The following is a 24,439-nucleotide window of genomic DNA, read 5'->3' as shown; positions in this document are numbered from 1 at the left end:
AACCCGCCAAATAGCGGGTTTGAGAACAGTAAATTCATTATCGTAATTACAACTGTGTAAACGAGCCGGTGCCTCACATAATTAACATCGCAGGCGATTTAATTGATATGCCACCACCTTCAGACCTCGCAACAATAGAGCAATCAACTACTCTGGCTGATGTTCTTGCAGAAAATATAATGGCTGAGCAATCTGTTGAGCTGTATGCAGAAACCCCTTGATTACTTAACTGAACGACAAACTGTTTAGATGCACCTGCGATAGTGACCGTTACTCTCGCAGTACCTGCTGTAGCTGGGCGGTATGAATCAATCATACACATAACGAGTACTTGTTTGTCCAGGGAGCCTGTAGTGCTGTCAGTATATCTGAACGACCTTTTTGTATCGGTGTTTCCCGCAGTCATTTCCGTATCTGCAAACACATAACCGTTAGCTACATCGCCAATGAAACTTGTTGCCTCAACCGTGCCTTTAAATTTTCCACTCGTTGCATTTATCTCTCCGGTAAAACTCCCATTAGTGGCATACACGGTTCCACGGATGGTCACATTATTGAATGTTGCATAACCGGATTTGTTGATGTGCCAGCCAATGTTCCCGGTACCGTCCCATGTTGTCGACTGGATGTAGCTGCCGATTTTGAGGTTGCTGATGGTTCCGTTACCAATGACCGTGTCCCGAATTATGGTCTGCCCATTCTGGATAACGAAAGGAAGCGTAACGGTCGCTCCGGCCTGGTGAGTAACAGCGAAGCGGTCAGCCAGGAAGATAACCTGCGACTGCATGCCGGACGGCGTATTCTCCACGCCTATCCCCATCCCTGCGGCGTAATACTGGCCGTTGCTGGAGACACCAACCTTAATGTTGTACATCGCCTTCAGGTCGCCGTTGATGTTCGCAATGGCCTGCGCGTTGGTGGTGATCGCTGAAGTGTGCCCGTTGACGGTCGCCGTAATGCCGTTTATCTGCGTGGCCGTAGCCTGCTGATAGTCGGAGAACGTCTGATTCAGGCTGTTGATGGATGCCTTGTTGCCGTTAACGTCCGTCTGCAGGCTCAGCAGCGAGCGCGCCGTTGCCTCCTTCTCGTAAACGATTACCTCATCAATACGATCCAGCTGCGCACTGTTACCGGCGACCGTTGCGGATAGCCTTTTGCGTGTGGCAACCTGCGCCAGACCGTTCTGGATAATGGCGATAGCTGAGTTCTTCACCCCGCCCGTCATGCCGTCCATAGAGACAGAAATTTCATCAATCTTCACTTCGGCCTGGGCCAGCCCGTCAGCATTTTCTTTGATGGCCAGCGCCTGCTGCTCAAGTTCATCGTTGGCCTGTTTGATGTCGTCAGCCATGCCAGCAATTTTTTCATTGCTGTCCACCGTGTTCTCGATCAGGTCCTTGAAGGTATCCGAGTCTTTAATTTCCTCCAGGATCACATCGGTGATGTCGGAAACATCGATACTGGCCTGACCGCGCACCCATTCTGTGTAACCTGATTCGTTACCGCTGCGGTCCACCAGCTGCGCGCGGTACCAGAAAATCTGCCCAGCCTTAAGGCCCATCTGCTGATATTTGCGCTGCGGGTAAGGTACATCGGCCAGCAGCATCGCATCGTCTTCGGTACCGCTCAGGCTGTACTGAATTTCCGTCTTCAGCGTGTCGTCCGTATTCGCGGGGAATCCCCAGTTCAGCTCGATACCGAATACCACGTTTTCAGAAGCGATGAAGCCGACCGGCTTCGGTGGATTGCCCACTTTCCCCGTCAGCGTTTTCTCTTCTGAATAGCCCCATCCGGACGAGATTTCTGCGGCATTGATTGCGCGCACGCGCACCAGGTAGCGCCCGGCATAAATCCCCGGGACGTCGAATGACGTGGTGGAGCCGCGCGGCACGTTAACCCAGTTCCCGTCGTTGCGGCGCCATTGTGCTTCATAGGCGATAGCGTTCTGCGCCTGGTCCCAGCTCACGCGCATCGTTTCGACGCTGATATTTTGCTGCACCACGGAAAACGAGCTGATCACGATGTTGGCAGGCGGCGCCTGGTTACCCGGCGGGATCACACTAACAGGCCGCTGGTCAATGATGGCTCCAGTATCAATGCGATCGAATTTATCCGGATCGTGATTTGCACCGACGATTGTGAATGTGCCGTCATTATTATCAGTTACCGTAATAACGCGATACTGCTGTGCGTAGAGCTCATCAGACTCAATGACCCATACGGCCTCAGCCACAGGCGTTTCGCTGTAAGCGGTCGTAACGGTCACTTTATTGCCCGTTATCGACTGAATGGTGCGTGACTGTGAAACCCCCGATGGAAGATTGACAATCATCCTGTCGGCTGCCGAAGCATCCGGCGCCCTGTCCAGCGTCAGCACGCGACCATTCACCGCAGAGATACGGCCGCCCAGGTCGCGCCCGGAGAGATTTCGGTCCGCTACAGCGATTACATAGCCAGGCTGCGGAATGTTGCCATCTTCCCCTACATTGAAAGTAACAACGCGATCCTTGTTGTTGGTGAGGATCCCCCATCGCCCTTTCCGATTCGCTTCTGACTGACGGGTACAGCCGATCGCAGTTATCTCAAGTTGATTAAACCCATAACGCGCAACCAGCGCCTGCTCAAAAACAGGCTCCATCGCATCAGAATAAGCGTTATCAGGATCAGACCAGGACACCAGCGCATTGGTGTAACGGTTCTTTGTGGTGCTGCTGGAATAGGTAAAGCGCCCATCAATAACGTTTGCATGCGTATATGTAAAATCTACATCTCTCGGCATGTCCGCCAGCGCCACAATCTGGTCGTCGCCCCAGTAGGTCATCCCACGGAAGATGGCAGCAAAATCACGCAGGACCGTATAAGCGTCGTTGCGTTCCTGAATGTAGACGTTGCAGGTATAACGTGGTTCGGTGCCACTTCCGCCTTTGCCATCCGGCACCATCTGATCGCAATACTGTGCAACCTGGTAAAGTGTCCATTTGTCTATGTTTGCTGTTGTGAGACGATCCCCAAGCCCGAAACGGTCGCTAACCACCAGATCGTAGAAAATCCATGCAGGGTTATCGGTCCAGGCCCATTTAAATGTCCCAGCCCATGTACCGCTATAAGTGCGGGTTTCGGGGTCGTAAGTATCCGGTACGCGGATAACGCGGCCGCGGGGCTCGCAGGAGATCTGCGGGATAGAGCCGTTAAACTGGCTGGAATCGAATTCGATATAAAGCAGCGCTGTGTTTGGATAGCGTAATTTGGCGTCAATTACCTCGGTGAAGCTCTGCAGCATCATCGTGTCGCCGATCTTCGCGCTGTTGGCATCAGACGTAATCTTACGGAGTCGGATTGTCCAGGTGCTGCCAGCCTGAGGTAAATCAATACGGTGGCTGCGCTCGTAACCTGACGTCGTTTTGCCGGTCACGCTAGTATTGAGTACCGTCTGCCATGTGCCGCCGTCCGTCTGCAGGTCAATCGCATAATTAACCGAGTAACCGACCAGATCACCGTCGTTCTCCTGCTTGAAAAGCGAAGGCCATTTCAGGCGCAGGCGAACAGCTGAAAGCTGCGTATTGGTAAACGTGCGCGTCCACGCTGTAGTGCTCGATACCTCAGTTCCCACGTTGATTTCGTTTTCGGTACCGGGTATGCCCTGAATATATTTTTGCGCCTGAGTTCCCGCGCGAAATTCCCACGTAACGCCGCTGAAGTTTTGAGAGCCGTCAGCATTCTCCAGAGCCGTTCCGTCCAGGTAGATATCTTTCGCCGTCAGCTGCCCTGCAAATTCCCCCTCTCCCAGTGCAACTAGGATTTTTGCCTTTGCTACAGATTGCAGATCGTCAGGCTGTTCGGTAGGGGTGCGGGAACTTGAGCTGCCGCCCTTGCTGCCTTTTATAGCGATTGTAGTTGCCATATTGCGCCCATAAAAAAAGCCACCCGAAGGTGGCCTGAAAGAAGGTATTTATTTATTGCTGATCTTCGACATAAATCCCGGCAGAAATAATCGCGCCGCCGATTCGCCGGCGGCCATAAAGAAGTGGTACCGGATTCCCCTGGGCTGTTGTGTTTGTTACTCCACCAAAGGCGTAGCTGGCTTGGTTATCCGCAGATTGCTTACTGGCGAGCCCGGTTGTCTGTGGAGAAAGCATTTGGACTACGCCGCCGATCGCCATTGATGCCCCAATCCCCGCCATAGCGCCCCATCCACCAGCGAAAGCGGTACCACCAATCCCGATCGCGGCCCCTCCCGTGACGAACGCAGCAACAGCGACAAGGGCAACCCCGAGGATTGTCTGAAACACCCCGGCTCGCTTACTGCCGATGATCACCGGCGCGATGCGGATTTCCTCTGTGCTCCTGTCCATACTGAGCTCATCGTTTAAGAGGTTACGCTTACCGCTGAAAACAGCGTAGGTTAGGCCGCGCTGCTTGCTGGTATTCAAAAAACGCTCAAAGCCTGGCACGATAACGCACAATGCGCGGATGGCCTCTTTTGGTGAAGAAACGGAAAGTTTGAACTCCCTGCCAAAAGTAGCTCCCAGAACACCATAAAGACGAATAGTTCTGAAGCCCTCAGAAACAACATTCATGAGTAATGGACTCCAATGAAAAGCCCACCAATAATAGTGGGCTGAGAATGCATTGCGGAACATGTTCCATTTGTATTAATTTTAGAATTAAAAAAGTCTTCCTATCCAACCACGTATCATTCCCCAAAGAGATGAGCACTGTTTGAAGTATTCAGGTGAGGTTAATTCGGGATGGTCAATCTTCAATTGAACAAATGCATCGGGACACTGTGAAGATAATTTATAATAATTAACTAAACAAGGATCTACCTTTACACCATCTGTTGAATGGTAAACACCATCAACAATCGAAGTTGTGGGATTCAAATAACGAGCTTTGGCTAGCTGGTAATTCAAATCCATAATATCTAATATGGGGGCAACACCACAAGAACGTGCGGCATTAATGTAGGGTTGGCTGCCCCCCTTACAAGTTAGCGAGGCTTCCACAAACACGCTGTATATGTCTACTCTCAGCTTGTTGTATGCCGGGTCGAGTGCTTTTGAACCTGTAAACACACTTATTATCCCTAAAGCAAACCCAACTGTTAACATCACTCCGCCAGAAGTAAAATCCAAGTCCCCCCATAACAGCCATCTTACAAAAAAAATGGTCAGACCGAGACCTGTAAATAGATAACCACTCCCGGCCCATAAATTCATAGAACAACTGAATAAGCTATTAACAAAAAGGAAGCCACCAATTGTAAGAGGTAGAAAAACAGCTATTTTTTTGAGATTGTGACAATATTTAAATTTATTTCCCACAAGGAAGCCCACTGTATTGACATTGAAAATTCATTATCAATGAAAAAGTGTATTATGACGAACAATTTTCATAGTTCTTTCCATCCAGTACCCTCCATAAGGTACTCGCTGGCTGAGGTGTCCATATAAGTGGTGCAGCAGTATATTGCCCTCCAGAAGGATCCCGGCGTGATTCCACTTATCGGCCTGAACCTGCATAATCACCATATCGCCTGTTTTCGGCGGTCCGTCGAATTCACGGAAACCACACTCGTACCAGCAATCCTGATAGAAGTTGTCCGGGTAGTCGTTCTCCCACCAGGGATAATCTACACGGTAATCCTTAAGCTCGATCCCGTGCCCCTGCCGGAAATAGCTCATCACTAGGCCCCAACAGTCATAGTGTCCGAGCACAAACGGGCGCCCGAGTAGCGGCAATTCACCGCGAGGAGTAATGGTTCGAAAGTCTCCTTCCGGCCAACTGACAATATGCCAGGGCAGCAACGTTGCATCGCATTGAGCCTTGTCCAGTTCGCTTGGCTGTGTCGTCGCGTCGGGGTGACTATGTACGATTCCCGTTATCGTCCCCCAGTCTTCAGCAGCGGCGTAATCTTCTGGTGAAAGGTGAAACTGTTCCGTTGGTTCGGCAGCCAGATTACGGCATGGGAAATAGCGTTCCACTCGACTTTTCTGCGCCACCACGCCGCAACACTCGCGAGGATACTCAGCTGCAGCATGGGCCATAATCGCATCGATGGTTTTCTGACGCATATCAGCTCCTGATCAAAGACGTGCCCGGGAACCCACCGAACGGCAGTTCGTTGCCGTCTCCATGCCGGAGCTTACAGGCCGTGAGCGTGCCGTTGCATTCGTCCAGAGAGGGGTCACTCACCGGGTTGTTGTTTCTATCGAAATAGCGGGTTCCGGCATAGTCGCAGCCGTCGCCGGTACGATATTTATTCCGGATACACCAGGTACACAGAGAATGAAGTTGACGTGTAGGGATCATCTTTCCCTGTAACGACATCGGGCTATCGAGTACGAATTCGATACTTTCGCCCGGAATTTCGCTGCTTTTGCTATCAATGTAAAAAACTCGTTTTCTGACCTGTTGCGGATCAGCTGTTGCGTTACCTGCAGGGAAGTTTTTCGCATCGAGATAGTGCGAATAGGTGTCATGGGTAGTGACTTTCGCCTGTAGCATATCGTCATAGGCAAGGCACAGCGCTGTAATCTTGCTTTCGATATCTGCAACCGTCAGCGTTGGCTGGGCGCTGTTGCCTTCTGTGGATGCTTCAAGCCCTTCAATTTGATACGGCCAGGCGGCATATTCTTCCCCCTGCCACCAGATGCTTTTCGCCTTCAGCTTTGATTCATCACCACCAGCGGCGGCGATTTCTTCTTCCGTGTGCGGGAGGTTGTACGCGTGAAATCGCAGTACATCATCCACGCCGAACGTAGAGCCATCAACTTCGATAAGCCGGACTTTGTTGCCGGGTTCAAGGCTTTGATAGTCTGCTGTGATCATGGTGCGTACGCCTGTTTGAATGTTGCGGAAATGGTCAGAACGTTGCTGGATAAGGGCTGTGACTTGATTGATTCGGCCTCAATCCGGTAGAGCCCAGTTTCGCCAACTGGCGATGTCCAGATGAATGATTTGGTGACGTGAGAACGAAAGAACTTCAGGGCCTGAAGCATGTCCGCCTTTTTCCCCGTGAGTGTGACAGGCCATGACTGTTTTTCAGGGTTAATGCCTTCCCCGGCGATCTGCTCATAGCCATCGCCAAAGCTTGCAGAGCGCGTTTTAAGGCTGAACGACCCTTCCATTCCCGCCTGTATCTGTGTTCGCCAAGCGAATGTTTCGATTGCCATGCTTTCTCCGGGCATAAAAAAACCCGCCGAAGCGGGTCAAGGAAGCTAAAGATAATTTATGATTAATTTCACCATTTTTTAATTCTTCCAGAATGTCTACCAAATGGCTATCCGTACATAATTACCTACTTGTTTTCCCAATATATTTGCTCAGACAAATAATAAAATTATAGTTTTATATTACTTAAGAATGTGGATAATTAGTTCGAAAATATCATAACTTCGTTAAAGAACTTCTAACCGATTTTCGCACCCGGATGGATTAGAGTGTCTCCGCTCTCCTCATGTAACCCTCCGGTAACTGAACCATAAATTTCAATTATGCCTCCACGGTTTGTTAAGCCACCTGTAGACATACCATAAATAACGATTTTACCACCTGGCTCAACGTAAATATGACCAGTAACCATCCCATGGATCTTTGCAAAATGGCCATTGGTTACATATAAATCTCCGGTAATCATCCCGTGTAATAGTAGATCAGTATCCATAACCAGGTCTTGCTCGTACTTCTTATAAATTTCAAGCATCACTTACACCTCATTATTTAAAGCCACAATGACTGAAAGGTTTCTTTCATGATACCACGACTGAAACCTCTGAGGTGCTTTATCTTGATTTCGTTGCATTCCAGATGAGACCTCCAGGCTGAAGTTGTTTGGCAATACCTGCGCGTACTGACTGATCAATGGTCTGCTTGTAAGCCCGGGAAATAGTGTCGTTGTCACCAGAAGTCTGCTGCTTAGAGTTCTGGTGTTGAACGACCACGGACGTTTGAACGATTACACCGCCAGTTGCCAAAGATTGCAGCCCATACATCGAAGCATGACCAACATAGCCGCCGTTTGCATACCCCTGAGCTCCACGCATAAGCGCATAGAGATTGCCCACACCCAATGCACTAGTCGCTTCCTTCGTAAATACAAACTCACCGCCGTGTACAACGCCTTTCGGTTGGTATTTACCGCCATCACCGGTGTAGCCGCCACTATCAAAACCGGGAACCAAGCCACCGCCGGCAAAACCAAAGAACGCCCCGATACCCGTTCCACCAAAGGCTGACTTCATTCCATTAACCAGAGCCAGTTGAGTCAGCATCTGGGCGATGCCCTTCAGAAAGGTAGTCAGGAAGTCTGAGAAGTTGGATTTACCAGTAGTAAAAAAGTCGGTGAGCGTGCTGGCCATCCCGGTGAAAGCATTACTGGTAATCGTCTGAACCTGCGAGTAAACATCGGTCGCGCTGTCCTCAAATTCAACCCAGCCCTTTTTCGCACCGGTCAGCCAGTCGCCACGTAACCTGTCCTCTGCCTCATAGTAATCATTCGCCGCTTTAAGCTGTTTCTGGTATCCCTCATCATCAAGCGAACCTCCAGCATTCTTCCAGCCAGCGGCAAGCTGACTTTTCGCGAGTTCACGTTGTGCCTGACGGTCACTCATCCCGGAACCGTTCACTAATGCAGCCTGCTTCTCTGCAATCTGAGTGACGTATTTCTGCGAGGTATCCATGCGCTTGTTCAGCTGTTCCTGTGCGGTAATCTGATCACCTAACAGTGCTTTCTGCCGTGCCAACTGAAGCACCTGGTCTTTACTGGCCAGCAGGGATTGCTCCTGCTTTGTCAGTGAACGTGAACGCGAGGCCTCTTCCAGCACCTGAAATTTCGCTTCAGTCGTCCACAGATCTTTGCGCTGCTGGCTGATAGTGTCGTTCAGCCCTTTATGCTGCTGCAGCGCGCGTAATTGTGCCTGAAGCGCCAGCAGCTCGGCCTGGGCAGCATCCGTGCTGCGATCGCCAGCCGATAATGTGCCCTGCTTTCCGGTTTTGGTCTTTTTACCAAAAGAAGCGACTCCTTCCCGATCCTTCTGGGTGGTTGCGGTACTTATCTTTCTGGTCGTATCGAGGTATTTACCTGCACTTATATCAGCCGCATCCCAGTCTTTTTTCAGCTGAGAAATGCTGTCGCCATAAGCGCCGGCCATTTGTTCGTTATAGTCCTGCCATCCCTGCAAGGTATCTGTTTTCGCCCAGTCGGGAACGAGGTTAATCGCGGCAGCGATAGAGGAAGAAATGATCTGGTTCAGCTTCTGGAAAACGATCGCAACGCTGTAATAAATTGCGTTGAATTCCTTCAGTGTGTTTGATGCCAGCTCAGCTACCCACTGACCGATACTCTGCATGGCCTCTGACGCCCAGCCCTTGATATCCAGCCACAGGCGACCAAACGGCGTCAGCGAGTCGTAAGCCTGTTCTCCACGTTTTGCCATCGTATCGCCAAACAGGTCCATAGCCTGCGTAACGGCCGCGGTCTGGTCCTTTTGCTTAACCAGATCGTCAACATGCTTAAGTTGTGAAACGGTCAGGAAATTATATTGTTCGTTGAGACTTTGCAGCGCTTTAACAGGGTCTTTTTCGATGTCCTTATAGGCTTTGGTGATGTCCTGCGCCGAGACTATACCGGTCTGAACCGCCAGAGCCGTGGAGCCCGCTGCTTTTTCAAGTTGCTGCTGTGTCAGCGATCCCATGCCAACCAGCTCAGTCATCAAGCTCTGAACGGTACCTACAGTAGCGCCAGTAGAGGCAGCAATAGACTGGGAGGAAGCCATGATCTGGAGCGCTGACGTGCCGGCAATGTTGCCAGTCCTGATAATGGCCTTGTTGATTTCGTCGTAGGCGGTGAAGTAGTCCGATCCCGCTTTGGCCGCAATCAGTACAGCACCGGCCAGGCCGCCAATTGCCACTCGGGCAGGGGTCACCATCGACAACATCGCATTCAGCGCATTGCCTACACCGCCAAACGAGTCACGTAGCTGACCGCCCTGCTGAATAGCAACCATATAAACCGGCATACCGGAAGCCAGTGAGGTCACAATGTCGGTCATTTGCATCGGGAGATAACGCATAGCATTGCGATATTGGCCCGCGCTGATAGCCCCAGACTTCCATGCTTCTTCCTGCTCTTTCAGCTTTGCGATCATTGGGGCAGCACGATCGGATACGCCGAGTTGGGCAGCTTTTAGCTCTAACAGTTCTGCGCGCGTTTTTCCGATTGCTGTGACCTGCTCCTCCAGCGAATCGATAAAGGTTTTGCCCGCTGCAGTTGCCCGCTGCGCTGCCTGAACCTGCTCAATGCGAGCCCGCCCCTCTGCGGTCTCAGACTCCATTACCTGTGCCAGTTTTGCCCGCGTCGTCTCAAGCACGCTGTTGTAACGAGTAAAGTCCTCGTCTCCCACCAGCCCTTTACCGCGAAATTTCGCCAGGCTCTCCTGGATAGTGTCCAGTTCATCCAGCGCCTTGTTTACCGGACTAATTTTATTCAGCAGGTTCTGCAGTTCCTGACGCTGCTGCTTCAGGCTTTCGCTGTTCTTCTTCTGGTTATCGATGCCGGTGCGGAACGTACTGTTCAGGTCATCCGCTTTACCTGCAGCGGCGGTCGCGGTCTCCTGAAAGCGCTCCAGTGCCTGGTTACCACGCTCCAGCTCAGTGGTATTTACGCGCAGGGAAATCGTGGCGATGTCGTTACTCATTCCGCCCTCTCTTTATGCATAACTTTTAGTGCGGCGCTCTCCATGATTCGGATGTCCGACAGCGCGGTTGCCTCGTCGTCGACGTGGTGCAGGCGCATCACCCAGGGCAGCACGTTGTAATCAAGCCCTGATGCGCCTCCCATGCCCGTGCGCCACTGCGTGCTGACAGCCTGAAACACCAGGAATGAAGGCCATACATCTGGCCAGACGTCGATGTATTGATCGTCGTAGTCATCCGGCGTAAGCCCATAGGGTGCCAGGTCTGCCGCTGTGGGTTCAGGGGTATAGAATGCAGAGGCAACCGCTATCAGTTTTTTTCGCGCTGCCCCATCAGTTCGCGATAGTAGGTTTCAGGGATAGCCTTCATTGCAGCCGGATAGTTTTCCAGCAGCACCGACAGGTTTTCCGCGTTGAATGCATCGGGAAGTGCCCAGCCAGCAATGATTTCCATCAGAAAATCAGTGGCGGTTTTGCCTTCCATTTTCTCCAGATCCGCCAGTTCTTTGAGTGGCTTGTGATTGAATGTGAACGTCAGCACGCCATCCTCATCGCCGGCTCGGGGGATCGAGACATTGGCCTTAAATGTTGGTTTGGGCTGAAGAGTGAATTTGGTCGCCATCGATACCTCTTAACGAAAAAAAGCCTCCGTGATGGGAGGCATGGAATGGTGAAAGCTCTGACGGGTCAGGCGGCAGCGTCAGTCACCTTGTAGAACGTCATCGCCGGTGACTGCAGGTTCAGCACCACACTCACTGTCTCTACCTCGTTAACCGCAGTAGTCGGCGTGTCGTCAAAAGATGCCGTGGCCGCCCAGTAACGGTTCTCCTTCGCCTTCGGCACGTACATATAAGCCGCCACGGTCTCTTCGTCTTCGTCCAGCTGGCGCAGCAATGGATATACCGGGAGCGTGGAGTCATGCGCGATCGAGTAGGTCTGCGAGACTGCGGATTTATAGGTGTTCAGGTTGCGCTGGCGATCATCGCTGAGGAACTGAATCTGCGTGGTGTTCTGATCGCCACCAGATTTCGATACCTCAGTGATTTGTGGCAGTTCGGTCCATTCTTCAATTTTACGAATAGAGCCGGAACCACCGCCCGCAGCGTATTTGTTTTTGTTGGTGGTATTGATGTGGCGAAGAGTGACAGCATTCTCCGCAATCGCGTCGATTTTCGCGATAACGTTATCAATACCCGACCAGTTGCAGTTCACGTGAACGATATCGCCGACCGCGATATCGTCTGCGGCGCTAACGGTGATCACCGCGTGCTCAGCATTCGTCGCGCCGGTGAAAGTAATGGCCGGGCCGTAGCCCGACGCCAGATAAACATGAGCGCCGTTAGGCAGTGCAAAGCCCATAATGGTTTCTCCTTCAGAAACGGGAAAACCGGCTCAAGGCCGGTCAGTTGTGGGACATCAGAGGGGAATCAGCTGCTAATGTCTGCCCGGTAATTCAGGCTGACAGGAACGGTGTAGGACACAGGTGTAGGGACGCCGCGGAATATGCCAGGCACGCTGCTAATCCAGCAGGTAAAATCTTTGCCTGCAATTTCCAGCCCCTCGGGGAACAATTCCGCTACTCTGCCAGCCAGGGCAACGACGGATGTACGGCCGGAGCCGGCTGGCGCCACGACATTAATCTGGTACACGCCTGAATAAGTCCGGCAGAGCAAGCCGAGATCGATTGTTCGCGGCGTAACGGGCATATCGTGAACGGCCAGGTACATCTCGTTAGCAGGAGGTATAAACGGCACGTTCTCCCATGCAACCGAAATGCCCTCAGCATCGGCCCAGATACCCAGTCTGGCGGCCAGTGCAGATGCAATATCAGGAATCACTTAGTCACCTCCCTGACAGCTTCCTCAAAGAAGCGTTGAAACTCAGCTGCAGTTATGCGGACCATGCCACCCGGAGCCTGTGTGGAATGCCCCATTTCAAGCGGGTAGGCATAGGGCACGTTGTTGCAGAAATAAATGGCCTTCATCCCGACTTTGAAGAGCGACAGCGTGTAGTTCCCGGCCGCTTTTGTCAGGTCGCCGGTCTTGTCTATTCGCCCTGTTTCATCAGTTGTCGGAGCATCAAACGATATCTGCCAGTTACCGCGAAAGCGTCCGCCCGTATATCCCGGCTGTGCTTTGATATCCATCCCATCCACCACCCGGGCTTTTTTCTTAAGTCGCCCGGTTTTGGTCAGGTTGTCGGGATTGGCCCGCTGCGCCTCATTGTGGTCGTAAACAGCGCGATTATAGGACACGGCTGTCTGGTTTACTTCCCACAACTCCGGGTTGCCCACTGGGGACATCACCACCAGCTGGTTAAGGATTTTGATTCCGACGGCGCGTACCACTGCCTCCTGATTTGTTTTCGCCTTATTAACGAAAGCCGTAATTTCAGCCAGGAAAGCCGCGTTCTCGCCCATGTTAAGCCCTCAGTTGCGCTTTGTAGCAGAGCACCAGCACGCCAGGTTTTGCCGGGTTCGGTTTGACAACACGGTAGGCTGTGCCGTCAATATCAACCACATCGCCGATTTTAATTTCCTGCTCTGCCGTAAAAACGATCTGCATATCGCCGTTAACGATGACCGTTCCATCAATTTCGCCTGCCGCGTATTCAGTCTTCACGCCCACAGCAGTAAAACGGACCGCTTCAGTTTTATGCTCAACGCCACCAATAACCGTTACCGAACCTTTACGGGTGACGTTGTACGCCACGCCGTTCTGCCTGAGCATGCGCGTCGTTCTGGCCTGCATACGTTGATAATCAATCGCCATATCAGACCCTCTCTGCAAATGCATTAATGGCGTAACCACGACCACCAGCAAGGTCGCCCAGCAGCGCCATAACGGCAGGATAAGACGGCGTGAAGACTTCGCCATCTGCGACCGCGTAGGTCATGGTTACAGCACCTTCCACACGTTCAGTTTTCACAGCGGCTTCGCGCACGCTGGAGAGTAAATCGCCGTCGATTGCCTCTACCGCCAGCATGCACTGCGCGGTTATAACCTGCCGTGGAACTTCATCCGGCGGGAAATCATGTTCATCCAGAACGACATTCACGCGTGGCCAGGCCAGCGGCTGTCGAGGGTCGGCTTTTGAGCCAACCCAGTCCAGCCCCTCCAGGTAATCCATTGCCTTAATCAGCAAAGGTGTGAGCTTGTCAGGCAGTTCAATGCCGCGTATTTCCGCAAATGAGGCAAGATCCTCTTCACTGGCGTAGCTGTTGGCATCAGGAGAGGTGATATCGGTATTGATCATCGAATCATCCTGTTTATGGGGCTTTCGCCCCATTCGTTATTCTCCGGAAGGCGCAGTGAAGGTGATCTCATCAGTGGTTTTCGCCACTCCTTCAACCGTGCCGGTTACCGTGAAGGTGCCAGCAACGTCTGATGTGAGTTTCACCGTTGCACCACCAGCAGAGCCGGTTTGAGAACTGGCCGTGCTGAGCGTACCACCTGTAGACGTCCACGCGACGGTTTTACCGGATACACCGGAGCCATTTAGCGTGTACTTCAGAGAAACAGTTACCGCGTCTGTGCTGTCAGCAGTTGCGGAGGTTTTATCCGCTGACAGCGTTACTCCCCCACAGCGGATTCCAGTTTAATCAGCACGCCTGCCGTAGATTTGTTGCTGGTGAAGTGTTTCTTCCAGTTGCCCGCAGTGCCGATGGCGGTCAGGTCAGGGTTATCACCTTTGGCGGTATCCCAGCTATAGCCCAGCAGATCAACGTTCACCACACCTTCAGCACGATAGCCAACCGCAAGGTTTTCCTGATCGTTGATATCGTAGGAACGGAAGCCCGGCGCCTGAGACTCGGTGACGGTAACCGCTCCAGATACCAGCCCAAGGATCGCATCAGCGTCCATGGTGTCGGTAACCAGGACAGGTTTACCCAGGGTGCCCGGCTGCCCGCCGTAAACCACCACCCCCGCTTCTTCATAGATTTTGTTGGCGATCGCCTCATCCACGATGTCGAAGTAAGTGGCGGAGTGCATAACGAAGAGCACCACACGGTTGAACTTGTCGCCGTACTTACGCAGGCCGCGCGTCAGGGTCTTCTTGCCGTCTGTTTCGATATCGGCGGTAACCACCATGTCCGCGTTGGCGCCAATAGCAGTCGTCAGCGCCTTCAAGCCGTATTTCACGTAGCCTTCCAGCGTCGCGTCAGCCACATCAGTGCCGATCACTTCGGAGAACTCGTCAACCGAGCGGCCGCGGCGTTTGAACGCTTCTTCAGTCGTTTCGTATGGACCGTATTTCCACGGTGCTTTAACGGATACCGCTTCACCGGCGCCGATTTTTTTACCTGTGACTTTATCGACAGAGTTCACATTGCGCGATTCAATGGAACCACCAACTTTGTAGAAAGCACGCTTACGAAAATCGCCTTCGATCAGTTCGTTATCCAGCAAAATCGCACCGTTGGAGGAAGCGTTGAACACTTCCAGATTATCCTGGCGGCGCTCAAGAAAAGCGGTCTGCGCCAGGTCGTCATAAATAACCAGGTCGGTATTAACAGTCGTTGCCATGGTTTAAATCCCTTATTTCGGAAGTTTGAGGAAGGCCTGCTGGCCATGCTTGCGGATGTAGTCCGCTTTGTCGCTGGCGCTCATTTCGGAACGTTTCAGGCTGCCACCGCCGTTTTGCTTGTGTCCGCCCGCGCCAGTGCCTTCTGCTCGGGGGAACAGGTGCGGAGCCGTCTCCTTGAGTGACTCCGCCCACTCAAGCGGGCTAAGTGGGGTTTTGCCGTCTTTGCCGAACAGAACATCGCCATTTGCATCAACTGCTACGGCCTCGCCTTCGTCGTTGAGCTGGAATGTGCCTTTGGCACGCAGGATCAGATCGTCAGATGCTTCCGGCAGCGCGCCTGTCTTCGCGGCTGCAGCTCGGATTGCATCACCCAGGACGCGGTCCCGGAATTTGTTGGAGAACGCTTCAGCTTTGTCCGCGCGTTCATTTGCGGCTTTAATCTGCTTATCCACATCAGCACGCATGCGCTCGGTGCGCTTATCGAGCACCTCATCAATTTTTCCGGCGGCGATAAGCTTTGCCTCTTCATCGTCAGAAAAACGCTGGAGAATGCCGCGTACAGCGTCTGGATCGATACCTTCAAAGCGGGACAGGTTTTCTTTCTGCTGTTTAATGGTGCCCAGCAGTTCGCTATTTTTCGTTTTGAGGCCAGTGACTTCGCTGGTCACGCGCTCATCAATCAGCTTCTGGATTTCAGGAGTGATTTCGATACCACCGCCACCGCCGCCCTCACCGCCGCTTTCAGGTGCGTAATATTTCAGAAGCATGTTTCGAATTAACATAATTTCCCCTCGGGATTTTGCCGGGCCTCGCCCATAAAAAAGCCCCGGCGGATGCCAGGGCGTGGAGTAAGATGTGATTGTTAGTTGTCTGTGCCTGAGAGTTGCTTCAGACGTTCCAGGCTGATCCATTCGCCTTTGTCAGTGAACATATCAGCCAGGTCGATTTCACCCGCGCGGAACAGACGTCCACGCTCGGCACCCAGAACCTGATCCTGGCGTTGTGCCGGCTGTCGCGCGAGCCATTCCAGATATGATGTTTTCCCCGGTACCTGTCCATCCATGCTGGCACGGGTCCCCTCGTCCATCTCGTCGATATCGATGCCGAGTTCGCGCCACGACTTGAGGATCAGGGTTTCGGTAGAACGACAGCAAAAATGAATTTTCCCGGGTCCCTGCAGGTAAGGCACCTTATGCCCGACCGGTTTGTTATCCAGGGTGTAGCGCAGCAGGTCACGAATAATGCAGTCGTGGCTGGTTTTATTGTCCAGCGTGGACAGCCACTGTTTACCTTTCACGATGTCGCTGTTGGCACTGGTGAAGCTGTTGCGTGCTGTGGCAGCCAGATGATTCACGGCTGTTTTAGCGATGCTGGCGGCGTTTGCCCTGCTCATCTGAAGCGCGCCGTCGCGATAGTCTTTGTTGGCGTGGCCGCGAACACTGCGTGCGATTGTTTCTACCGTGTCGCCGGCAAGATAACCCCTGCGGACGGCGTTCACGATACGCGCCAGCCTGTCCGATTCCAGATTCTCCGCCCATTCACTCAAAAGTCGTCCCTGAAAGGGTTGCGCCATTGCTGCTGCATACACCATGTCGGCTGTAATGCCCTGCAGCGGATATCGCGCTAGCACCTGAGATGGAAGAAGGGAATCGAACAGGCTCATCTGATAACTGGCCTCGTTCTTTGCCAGCGCCACCAGCTCACTCTCGAGCCCTGCCTGCATGGTAGCTATGGCCTGATGGTTAAGATCGCGTACGCTGCCCAGTAAACTCTGTAGGCGATTAACGGTGAAGCTCTCCGGCGGCAATCTATCCAGCGCATCCAGTAACCGCGCCGAAAGATCAGCGTCCGTCTCATTAAGCAACTTCACCATCCGGTTTGCCACGCCGGTGGCGTAGCGGCTTAACCAGACGGAATGTGCGATCGACTCATCGCGCAGGCTTTCGTTTACGGTTGCCATATCAGCCCCCGGTCAGCGTGGGGGTCTGATTGCGGAGCGCATCAATTACCTCGTCCGGACTGTCGGCAGGGTCAATGAGATCGAGCTTCTGTAGTGCTCGAATCATATCGCTATCGCGCAGCGCACCGGACTGCCAGGCATTGACGATTGCCGTCACCATGCCCGACTCGGCAACCTTCGCAATGAATTCCTGGTTGATCGTGTAGCTCGTCGATTCGCCCTTGATGCCGAGATATTTCGCACACCAGGCAAGCGCCAGCGTGTAGGCCTCAGAAACGTTTGAAACGCAGATACCGAGCACGGATGTTGAGGATGTTTGCTCACCGCTAGCCTGCGTCGCAGTCTTCGCCGTGGCGTTCTGCTCAATCAGTCGGGCGCCCAGTTGCACCATGTAATCGCGCTTACTGTCCATGGCCTCTTTAGCCAGCATGTTCGGCTGCGCCTGGGCATAGCCAAACGAGCCTTCTTTGGGAAGCAAAAGCGGTGATCGGGAACCAATTTTCACGCCCTTCTTCTCGAGGTGGTCGCGCCAGTTAGTATCGAGCCCGGTCATATACGGCTGCACCTGGCCACAGAACCACACGCTGTCCTCATAGTCAGCACTGTTACGGTAATGGCCGTGGTTTATCTCCACCAGCGCGGCCAGCGGTGAATCATCAATAGTGGGATCGTTGTTCTGGGCGCCGACAAAGGTGAATGGGATTTCGTCCCAGTAGTCCTTTCCTTTCGGCTTAGGGTGGTACTCACTGTCAACGGTGTAGGTTCCGCTTGCAGTGCCACCAGCCCGGCGCCATACGCGGCATATGAAGCGCCCTTCTTCCAGCGCCAGCTCGCGGTACTGGATTTCATCCTTGTAAGCGAATCCATCCGGCTCTTCTACGCATTCGCGCAGGACCACCAGCACCAGTTGATCGCGCCCGTTGATACGCTTCGTCCGCCAGTTAATGATGTTCTCTGCCGGGTAGCGGAGGATGATTGATTCGTCGGATTCTTCAGCGTAATCGACATAAAGCCCCTCTCGCGCCACCTCCAGCACGTTCTCGGCCACCAGCTGCGACTGCTGGTAAATACTTGTACCGGCCCCGTCAGCATTGTCCAGCAGGTACTTCAGCTTCTCCGGTCCGTTGAAAGTAGGATCCTTTCGATACGCCATTCCAAGCATGCCGATTTTCGTGTTGCCGGCAATGGCATAGAACACCGCGCGACTCAGATAGTCTTCGTTGCGTTTGCGGTTACGCGTGGATTTATCGGTTGGGTCGAGATACGGCAGATATTTATTACCCGCCGCTTTTACGGCCTCAGCGCCTTTGCAAAAGTCCCTGTATTTCCGCCAGGCAGCAGAAGCCGCCCGGTGTTCTGGTCGAACCCAGGTGATGTCGTCGTTTGCCATATCAGAAAGTGGTGTCCATGGTGATTGAGTATGCCGGCTTCACAATGGGGTAATCCTTCACGATGAAGTACCCACCAGCATCATTGGGGTGATCGTTATCCGCTGATTTATCCGGTTCGCCATTGGCCGCCCAGATTTGCTGCTCGAGGCTCTCGGTGTAAACCGGGCAGTTTTGCACGTTAACCAAATAGCGGCGCTCGCCGTTTGCGTTGCAGAACATGGCGTTCATCGAGTTGATGCGGTCTTTAACCGGCGGGTTGGCATCATCAACAATGACGCTGAATCCGGCATCGTTGAGCTGAGCAATATCGGTCCTGCTGGCGTTCTGCGATTTGCGTGAGTCGCCAGAGGCATCCGGATAGATGTAAATCTCCCGGTTTTTAACGTAGCGACCATCCTCGTAGCGCCAGAACTCTTCCTGAATGCGCTTAATCATCGCCGGCGTGTCGTAGACCTTCACCAGCTCACGAACCGCACGCGGCAGCCCGTTACGCTTAACGTGAACAATCGCAGCCATTTTTCCAACGTTGAAGTCCATACCAATGAACAGCGGTTCTCCATCCTGAATCTCGTCAGAACAGTTATTCAGCTTGCGGTTAAAGGTGTGGTAAATGGTTCCGCTATTGAGGTTCGTGAACTTCCCGCGCAGATAGGCCTGAATCAGTTCATCAGGGTAAGAACTCAGCAGCGATGGGATGTAATCAGGCGGCAGGTTCTTCGCATTGTCGAACGTGCTGGCCTGAATCAGTCCATACAGGGCCGCGAGCTCCGGCTTTTCACGAACCGCCTTAACGAACTGCTGGTAGACGAACTTGAAGCCTTCCGGCGTTGTCGTTACATCGATGCCGTTACGCAGCCCATCAACTTTGTAGCGCATACGGGCTATGATTTTTCGCCACGCCTGCTGCGCTTTGGCAGCCGCCATAACGCCCAGCTCATCCACCATCGCGTTACCGATTTTGAAACCGACTATCGAGCCGGGCTTCTCCATCGAGCGGCAGATTGTGGTCCCGCGGAACCGTCGCCCCTCGTAGAAGTGAACCTCTTTGTTCCCCTCGTTGATTTTGACGTTCAAGCCCCAGTCAAAGGCCACCTCTTCAATCGTCGGGTAGAAAATGTCACGAATTTGCGGGTACGTCGGCGCGAAATAGCCCTGGTTAATCTTCGGGTGCTCCCACATCCCTTTGCAGATGCCGCCACAACCCACCCACGTTTTACCACTATTATGGTGAATCGCCCCATCAGCAGTTACGTAGCAGTTATTGTCCAATACCTGGAGGTCGTAATATGGCTCAGCATTCTGCAACCGTGTTACACTCAGTATGTTGCAGGTTTCGATTAAGGAGTTTAGATTTGACACCTCTCGACCGTATAATTTGTGATTTGGCAAATCCAGAACGCACCGTTTCAGAAGTTGCTTCTCTGGCCAGCTGTGATCGCAGCCATGTTTATCGTTGCATATCTCGCTACGGGTTGACACTGAAGCAACGTCAGAAACCAGCCCCTCGGGAAAGCGCGAAAGATAAAATCCTCGCTCTTGCTGATGGACACCGCACGTCGGCAGAGATTGCGGAGGAAGTTGGTTGCACAGAAAAGCACGTTCAAAACATTCTCCGGATTCACAACGCCAACCGGCTACCTCGTGGTGCCAGAAATGGTGAGTTGAACCCCAGCTTTCGTGGTGGTCGAATAGTTGATCTGGATGGATATGCCATTGTTCCAGCGCCTGCTGATCATCCGCATATGCGCAGAACGGGCATGATTTTTGAGCATCGCCTGATCGCTGAAAAGAAGCTTGGACGTTATCTGCTGCCACCAGAAGTTGTTGACCATATTGACGGGCTTCATCTGCATAACAACCCAAGTAATCTGCGAGTTTTTGATTCAAACGCGGATCACCTGCGTGCAACGATTTCGGGACAGCGGCCAAACTGGTCAGAAGAAGGTTTTGCGAAGATGCAAATACCTTCACCGATTCGTCCAAACTATCCACAGATCGATAGCTACCGTCAGCGCAGAGAACGCGGTGATGTCCGCTTGCTACAAATTCTCCTCGCTGCGTCACGACTCGGTATAGATTCGCCACACCTTTTGGGTACGCACCACCACTTAGAGAAAGCTCAAATCGATTATTCTCATCCGACCAAGATAAAACGCGCATTGGCCGAGTTATTTCCTGAATGGGTAGAATCCCATTCTCTGTAACCACAGGCGTGCTTCCTCGCAGACAACCGAACCCGGCAACATAGGCTTTGAATTTGTGCTGCATCGCGAGGAACCGCGCCTGAGGAATGTTAAGTGTCGGGCTGATCCCCATCTTCCGCCCTCGCGTCCACTACGTTGATATTGATCTGCACTGGAGTCGGTTCGTCATCATCACCATCACCGGCCAGCTCTTTGCGGAGTTTTTCCACCTCCAGCTGCCGGCGGTCGATTTCGATTTGCTGGAGACGCTGCGCGAATTCGCTATCCGCCAGGCCAAGCCGCTTCATTACCGCTTCGAACATTCGCTCACGGCTGATAGTGGTTATCTCGACGCCATTCTTGCCGATCTTTACGCCGGAGTAAGCGAGCCGAGAAGTTGCCGGGAGCTTGCGTGTATCCGGGAAATAAGGCTGGCCGATGCCGTCACCGTTACAGCGCGGACAGCCAGGGTTAGGCTCTCTGGTGTGATCGTAGCCATAGCCGCCTGTATCTTGCGGCAGCCTTGCCCCTTCCCTTCCCTCCGCCTTTGCTGTTTCCTCTTCGAACTCTACAGCGTCACGCCACTGATAGTGGTGGCCGAAGCCCCAGCAGTAACGACACGCACCGCGGCGATACTGCGAAAGTTGGTTTGCATCGAAGGTGGCAAGCTGCCACATCTGTGCGAGGACTTCATCGGCACTGCCAAGCGTGCGCTCAATGGAGGCTTTTTGCTGCTGCGCAATTGCCTGCGCAACGTTAGGATTCGCTATTAGCTGACGACCATAGTTTGGGTCACTATAACCAGCACGTGCAGCGGCTGCCGTGGCGTTATTATCCTTCAGGTATTCAGCAATAAATTGCTTTACCTTCGCGCTTAGCTTTATAGCCACCAGCTCATCTGCGCTTTTATCTTTCTGCGCAGTGCGCACTTTTTTATGCGCAGATTTTTGCGCAGAATGTTTTTTGATATATCGACGGGCGGTAGCGTAATTCAGTCCCTGCGCTTCACACCATTCCTTTGGTGTTACGCCGGTTGCGGCATGTTCGGACAGGAACCGTTGCTGAAGCTCACCCCAGTCCGGTTTTGCCATTTTGATTCCTATATTTACTTGTTATGCTGATGAAAAATTGTGGAGGTTTACTATGATGGATGTACTACTTTCTACCATCGTCAGAATGGCGACGTTGAGCGTTCCTGGAGTCGAAGAACCGGCACTTAAAAATCCGGATATTAAAGGAACCTCTGGCGCTCTGGAGGGAGACGAGATAACCGCTGAGTCTCTTCATGCTTATGCAAAGATTGAACAAGAATTAGCGATCGCCAGAAGAACCCTGATTTCTGAAACTGTAGAAATTGAAGAGTATTACGGAAACTCCCTCAAGGGCGGATTGGGTGCAAAGGTTAGTGCCGCTGATTTCGGCTTGGATGCCAGTGCCGAAAAAGGAAAAGTAACAAAACGCGTGATTAAATTCACTGGGTTCAATGCACAAACCGAGTCCATGTTAAATGCAATTGAAGCGTCATTGCTTTCTAAGTTGAAAGCAGAGCTATCTGCAAAGCAGTTGGATAAAGTTGCTCCAAAGAGCAACTCATAATTGCCCCGCACCAGGGGCATTTTTTATGGGAGAACGCAGTTTGACACATTCCTTTTAATACATGTAATTTCAAGTGAAATGCAATCTGCTTAAAGAGGATGTCAGGTAATGCATATGCAACAAGTAAAAACTATCGAATACCGTTAACCTAAGGAAATTCCTAATGCTTTACGCTTACGCTTGTTGATTACTGGCTGACTGCCAAGCTCTTCAAGACTCTGATGAGGAGATTGCCATCTCCAGGGAACCATCTATAAAAAGAGCAAGTAGAACTGAGACTCCTTTTGCCCTCCTAGTTGGGGGCATTTTTTATCACTTATTCGCGATAAGTATTATCCAGCCTACCAGTTGATGATCTGCGGTTCGTATAGATGTGGTGCCGGGTGCCTCCCGGTGAGCCTTTAGGTTAACCAACCATGACCCGCTTGCTTCAGAAATTCACGATGCCCTCATGAAGAAGAGTCGTCAGGTTAATTAGCCCCGCCGCTGAGGGGGATTCACCACGGTCTAACTGTAACACATGAATGCCGATCGAGTGCGGAGTTGTGAGACTTTGCTACGGTTAAAGTCCAGAGGAGAGACGGTGTCAGAGCCTCATGGATGAGGTTCTATTTTACATCGGTCTGCTTATCCCAGTCCTCCTGGAATTCGGTCGGGTTGCCGCCCCCTGCGAACAATGATTATTTTACGTGCTGCCTTTCCTTTTCAATTTTACGTATTGCTGCTTTATCAAGATTGCATTGCCCTAGCGCCGTTATGAGCTGAGCGTTTAACTCCAGACTCGCCTGCCACGTGAACGGAACCACCATTCCGGGGATTGGGGTATCTGCGGTCAGGTCAGCGCTTATCGGTACCAGCGGCGCCGGTACGTACACTGTCTGCGTATTCCCGCAGGCTGTTAGCTGCGGCAGAAGGAACAAGCTGCTTAGCGCACAGATCACCTTCAAGCTCCTGCCTGATGTAGACAATTTGCGTCTCGCCCTTTTGGGCCAAGTCGTTCTTTGCATTCTGAGTTGCCTGTGAAATGTCACGGATGAGGTTCATTGCGATGATCACGTTGTTGGTGATCGCTTCTGATGTATCTGCCCTGACCGTCGCTTTATCGCGCTGGTCTCTATAGGTAATCGCATTGCCACGGTAGTGGTTAATAGCCCAGGCCATGAAAACCAGCAGACAGATAACGACAGCGCAAATGATTGCTGTAAATCGGCTCATTTCTGGCCCCACTCGCAAACTTCACGTTCAATCTCACGCCGGGTTACCAGGCCCTTCCACTGCTTGCCGCCTGCATACGTCCATCGTTGCAGTTCTTTGCATGCTCCCAACACGTCACCGGCGTTCAGCTTCTTCAGCAGCGTGGAGCTGGCGAAAGCACCAGAGCCAACGTTGTAGGTGAAGGTGTAAAGCGCGGCGCGGGTAGGTTCAGGAATGCGAACTTTGATCAGCGGGTCGATAGCATTTGCCACCTTACGCAGGTCGGATTGAAGCAAAGCGTCACATTCTTTATCGGTGTAGCGATGACCGCGGCGAACGTCAGCGCCGGTGTGACCATCGCAAACAGTCCAGACGCCGACGATATCCTGATAGGCGTAATATCGTCGCCCTTCCAGGCCATCTGCATTGCCCAGCATGACAGCTGCAATAGAGATTGCTCCGGATCCGCCAACAATGGCACCCACCAGCTTATTTCTGAGTGTCGGGTTCATCTCGGCTCCTGCTTCGGCGGTTTTCTTCACGGATCTTGAAATACAAATTCGTAACATACGTAAGTACAGCGATAACTATGCCCACCAGCACGCCTATGGCGTTCCACTGCTCAGGGCTGTATGCGTTCAGAATGCCGTTTAACACGCTCCCCGCAGAAGCCCCGTAAGCGGCGCCGGTAGTTATTTTATCCATTCGTAACATCTCTCACCTCCGATAGTCCCGAGGTGTTATTGATAGGGACGATCAGGCTCTCGGGCTTGTACTAACAACAAGAATGGTCGAGTGTGATGGCCAAGAGCCTGAAATAAAAAAGCCGCAGCATCAGCGCATCAAAGTCCACATAGCTACGACTCAGATACAAAAAAGCCCCGGCTTTATGCC

At 52.4% G+C, this 24,439-nt stretch carries 28 protein-coding genes; 2 read left to right on the top strand and 26 right to left on the bottom strand.

The genetic code is table 11. From position 1 onward, the window contains the following. Positions 1 to 73: 73 nt before the first annotated feature. The 21 genes from gpJ to HWQ14_RS15570 form a co-directional block, all read right to left on the bottom strand. Positions 74 to 3,901: a TipJ family phage tail tip protein gene (gene gpJ, locus HWQ14_RS15670; protein WP_176610223.1), complete on the bottom strand. Its 3,828-nt coding sequence runs from the start codon at positions 3,899 to 3,901 to the stop codon at positions 74 to 76. A 52-nt stretch (positions 3,902 to 3,953) separates the two neighbouring features. Then, positions 3,954 to 4,577 (bottom strand): tail assembly protein, encoded by a 624-nt coding sequence (locus HWQ14_RS15665; protein ID WP_176610222.1) that lies wholly within the window; start codon positions 4,575 to 4,577, stop codon positions 3,954 to 3,956. 87 nt (positions 4,578 to 4,664) lie between these two features. Next, positions 4,665 to 5,324, bottom strand: a complete 660-nt coding sequence (locus HWQ14_RS15660; RefSeq protein WP_141108482.1) for a hypothetical protein — start codon at positions 5,322 to 5,324, stop codon at positions 4,665 to 4,667. A gap of 36 nt (positions 5,325 to 5,360) precedes the next feature. Then, entirely contained in the window at positions 5,361 to 6,074 is a 714-nt protein-coding gene (locus HWQ14_RS15655; protein ID WP_176610221.1) for a C40 family peptidase, read from the bottom strand. A gap of 1 nt (position 6,075) precedes the next feature. Next, a complete protein-coding gene (locus HWQ14_RS15650) occupies positions 6,076 to 6,831 on the bottom strand; it encodes a phage minor tail protein L (protein ID WP_176610220.1) in 756 nt (251 codons plus the stop codon). After that, positions 6,828 to 7,175, bottom strand: coding sequence for a phage tail protein (locus tag HWQ14_RS15645; RefSeq protein WP_148386556.1), 348 nt, complete (start codon positions 7,173 to 7,175; stop codon positions 6,828 to 6,830). The genes HWQ14_RS15650 and HWQ14_RS15645 overlap by 4 nt, the downstream gene beginning before the upstream one ends. A gap of 236 nt (positions 7,176 to 7,411) precedes the next feature. Beyond that, positions 7,412 to 7,705, bottom strand: coding sequence for an oxysterol-binding protein (locus tag HWQ14_RS15640; RefSeq protein WP_148386554.1), 294 nt, complete (start codon positions 7,703 to 7,705; stop codon positions 7,412 to 7,414). Positions 7,706 to 7,784: 79 nt separating this feature from the next. Beyond that, positions 7,785 to 10,697, bottom strand: coding sequence for a phage tail tape measure protein (locus HWQ14_RS15635; RefSeq protein WP_176610219.1), 2,913 nt, complete (start codon positions 10,695 to 10,697; stop codon positions 7,785 to 7,787). Further along, the gene (locus HWQ14_RS15630; RefSeq protein ID WP_044704725.1) at positions 10,694 to 10,957 is read right to left on the bottom strand and encodes a DUF1799 domain-containing protein; all 264 of its coding nucleotides are present in this window, start codon (positions 10,955 to 10,957) and stop codon (positions 10,694 to 10,696) included. The genes HWQ14_RS15635 and HWQ14_RS15630 overlap by 4 nt, the downstream gene beginning before the upstream one ends. A 47-nt stretch (positions 10,958 to 11,004) precedes the next feature. After that, positions 11,005 to 11,316: a phage tail assembly chaperone gene (locus HWQ14_RS15625; RefSeq protein WP_022651271.1), complete on the bottom strand. Its 312-nt coding sequence runs from the start codon at positions 11,314 to 11,316 to the stop codon at positions 11,005 to 11,007. A 65-nt stretch (positions 11,317 to 11,381) separates the two neighbouring features. Next, on the bottom strand, positions 11,382 to 12,053 hold the full coding sequence (locus HWQ14_RS15620; protein WP_063137827.1) for a phage tail protein: 672 nt from the start codon (positions 12,051 to 12,053) through the stop codon (positions 11,382 to 11,384). A 68-nt stretch (positions 12,054 to 12,121) separates the two neighbouring features. Beyond that, positions 12,122 to 12,532, bottom strand: a complete 411-nt coding sequence (locus tag HWQ14_RS15615; RefSeq protein ID WP_176610218.1) for a phage tail terminator-like protein — start codon at positions 12,530 to 12,532, stop codon at positions 12,122 to 12,124. Further along, the gene (locus HWQ14_RS15610) at positions 12,529 to 13,113 is read right to left on the bottom strand and encodes a hypothetical protein (RefSeq protein WP_176610217.1); all 585 of its coding nucleotides are present in this window, start codon (positions 13,111 to 13,113) and stop codon (positions 12,529 to 12,531) included. Before HWQ14_RS15610 ends, HWQ14_RS15615 begins: the two co-directional genes overlap by 4 nt. 1 nt (position 13,114) lies before the next feature. Continuing rightward, positions 13,115 to 13,465: a hypothetical protein gene (locus tag HWQ14_RS15605; RefSeq protein ID WP_176610216.1), complete on the bottom strand. Its 351-nt coding sequence runs from the start codon at positions 13,463 to 13,465 to the stop codon at positions 13,115 to 13,117. Between the two features lies 1 nt (position 13,466). Next, entirely contained in the window at positions 13,467 to 13,949 is a 483-nt protein-coding gene (locus HWQ14_RS15600) for a DnaT-like ssDNA-binding protein (RefSeq protein WP_126503896.1), read from the bottom strand. A gap of 36 nt (positions 13,950 to 13,985) precedes the next feature. Continuing rightward, entirely contained in the window at positions 13,986 to 14,264 is a 279-nt protein-coding gene (locus tag HWQ14_RS15595; protein WP_259331778.1) for an Ig-like domain-containing protein, read from the bottom strand. A 2-nt stretch (positions 14,265 to 14,266) separates the two neighbouring features. After that, on the bottom strand, positions 14,267 to 15,220 hold the full coding sequence (locus HWQ14_RS15590) for a major capsid protein (RefSeq protein WP_176610215.1): 954 nt from the start codon (positions 15,218 to 15,220) through the stop codon (positions 14,267 to 14,269). Positions 15,221 to 15,232: 12 nt separating this feature from the next. Next, positions 15,233 to 16,003: a hypothetical protein gene (locus tag HWQ14_RS15585; RefSeq protein WP_176610214.1), complete on the bottom strand. Its 771-nt coding sequence runs from the start codon at positions 16,001 to 16,003 to the stop codon at positions 15,233 to 15,235. Positions 16,004 to 16,083: 80 nt separating this feature from the next. Then, positions 16,084 to 17,181 carry a phage minor head protein gene (locus tag HWQ14_RS15580; protein WP_176610213.1) on the bottom strand — a complete coding sequence of 366 codons (1,098 nt, stop codon included), beginning with the start codon at positions 17,179 to 17,181 and terminating at the stop codon, positions 16,084 to 16,086. A 1-nt stretch (position 17,182) separates the two neighbouring features. Next, positions 17,183 to 18,571 carry a DUF4055 domain-containing protein gene (locus tag HWQ14_RS15575; protein ID WP_176610212.1) on the bottom strand — a complete coding sequence of 463 codons (1,389 nt, stop codon included), beginning with the start codon at positions 18,569 to 18,571 and terminating at the stop codon, positions 17,183 to 17,185. A gap of 1 nt (position 18,572) precedes the next feature. Further along, the gene (locus HWQ14_RS15570; protein WP_322107559.1) at positions 18,573 to 19,841 is read right to left on the bottom strand and encodes a terminase large subunit domain-containing protein; all 1,269 of its coding nucleotides are present in this window, start codon (positions 19,839 to 19,841) and stop codon (positions 18,573 to 18,575) included. Positions 19,842 to 19,924: 83 nt separating this feature from the next. On the opposite strand from HWQ14_RS15570, the gene HWQ14_RS15565 reads away from it, so the two are divergent. Further along, complete coding sequence (locus HWQ14_RS15565) at positions 19,925 to 20,776, top strand: HNH endonuclease (protein WP_176610211.1); 852 nt, start codon at positions 19,925 to 19,927, stop codon at positions 20,774 to 20,776. Between the two features lie 89 nt (positions 20,777 to 20,865). Here the strand turns inward: HWQ14_RS15565 and HWQ14_RS15560 are convergent, their stop codons facing one another. Then, positions 20,866 to 21,846 carry a terminase small subunit gene (locus HWQ14_RS15560; protein ID WP_176610210.1) on the bottom strand — a complete coding sequence of 327 codons (981 nt, stop codon included), beginning with the start codon at positions 21,844 to 21,846 and terminating at the stop codon, positions 20,866 to 20,868. Positions 21,847 to 21,898: 52 nt separating this feature from the next. Here HWQ14_RS15560 and HWQ14_RS15555 point away from each other — a divergent pair, with 52 nt between their 5' ends. Next, the gene (locus tag HWQ14_RS15555) at positions 21,899 to 22,351 is read left to right on the top strand and encodes a hypothetical protein (protein WP_245166408.1); all 453 of its coding nucleotides are present in this window, start codon (positions 21,899 to 21,901) and stop codon (positions 22,349 to 22,351) included. 680 nt (positions 22,352 to 23,031) lie between these two features. Here the strand turns inward: HWQ14_RS15555 and lysC are convergent. From lysC to HWQ14_RS15540, 4 genes are read right to left on the bottom strand one after another with little or no spacing between them, the layout of a single operon-like run. Beyond that, positions 23,032 to 23,226 (bottom strand): Rz1-like lysis system protein LysC, encoded by a 195-nt coding sequence (gene lysC, locus HWQ14_RS23510; protein ID WP_432418024.1) that lies wholly within the window; start codon positions 23,224 to 23,226, stop codon positions 23,032 to 23,034. Beyond that, positions 23,189 to 23,566 carry a DUF2570 domain-containing protein gene (locus HWQ14_RS15550; protein WP_176610209.1) on the bottom strand — a complete coding sequence of 126 codons (378 nt, stop codon included), beginning with the start codon at positions 23,564 to 23,566 and terminating at the stop codon, positions 23,189 to 23,191. The genes lysC and HWQ14_RS15550 overlap by 38 nt, the downstream gene beginning before the upstream one ends. Then, positions 23,563 to 24,057 carry a lysozyme gene (locus HWQ14_RS15545; protein WP_176610208.1) on the bottom strand — a complete coding sequence of 165 codons (495 nt, stop codon included), beginning with the start codon at positions 24,055 to 24,057 and terminating at the stop codon, positions 23,563 to 23,565. Before HWQ14_RS15545 ends, HWQ14_RS15550 begins: the two co-directional genes overlap by 4 nt. Further along, positions 24,035 to 24,259, bottom strand: a complete 225-nt coding sequence (locus HWQ14_RS15540; protein ID WP_176610207.1) for a class II holin family protein — start codon at positions 24,257 to 24,259, stop codon at positions 24,035 to 24,037. Before HWQ14_RS15540 ends, HWQ14_RS15545 begins: the two co-directional genes overlap by 23 nt. Positions 24,260 to 24,439 lie beyond the last annotated feature (180 nt).

The sequence above is a fragment of the Enterobacter cloacae genome (genome assembly GCF_013375935.1).
In the GTDB taxonomy this organism is placed as follows: domain Bacteria; phylum Pseudomonadota; class Gammaproteobacteria; order Enterobacterales; family Enterobacteriaceae; genus Enterobacter; species Enterobacter pasteurii.
This window is presented reverse-complemented; position numbering and strand designations above follow the sequence as displayed.